The 501-nt window shown below is 64.1% G+C and carries 1 pseudogene; it reads left to right on the top strand.

From position 1 onward, the window contains the following. Positions 1–32 precede the first annotated feature (32 nt). Positions 33–501: pseudogene (locus tag RSO01_RS47020) on the top strand (hypothetical protein); the annotation flags it as partial.

Here is a 501-nt window from a genome sequence, read left to right on the forward strand (position 1 = left end):
CCAAGAACCGCGAGCGCCTTCAGCAGGGCCAAGTGTTCGACAAGTTCATGGCCAAGCTGCTGGAGCAGCCCGAGGTCAAGCCGCTGCTATCGGACGAGCACTTCTCGGTCGACGGCACGCTGATCGAGGCGTGGGCCTCGCACAAGAGCTTCAAGCCGAAGGATGGCGACAAGGACGACGACGGCTCCAACTTCCATGGTCAGAAACGCAAGAACGACACCCATGCCTCGACCAGCGACGCCGACGCCAAGCTCTATCGCAAGGCAGCCGGCCGCGAGGCCAGGCTGAGCTACATGGTCACGTCATCATGGAGAACCGCAATGGCTTGGCGGTCGCCGGCCAGGTCAGCCAAGCCGACGGCACAGCCGAACGTCGTGCCTCAGAGGCGATGCTCAAGCGCAAAGCCAGACGACGAGGCCGGCGCATCACGGTCGGCGAGGACAAAGCCTATGACAGCCGAGACCACGTCACCGCCCTGCGCCGCCTCAACGTCACGCCACA

Source organism: Reyranella soli (assembly GCF_007992495.1).
Classification (GTDB): Bacteria; Pseudomonadota; Alphaproteobacteria; order Reyranellales; family Reyranellaceae; genus Reyranella; species Reyranella soli.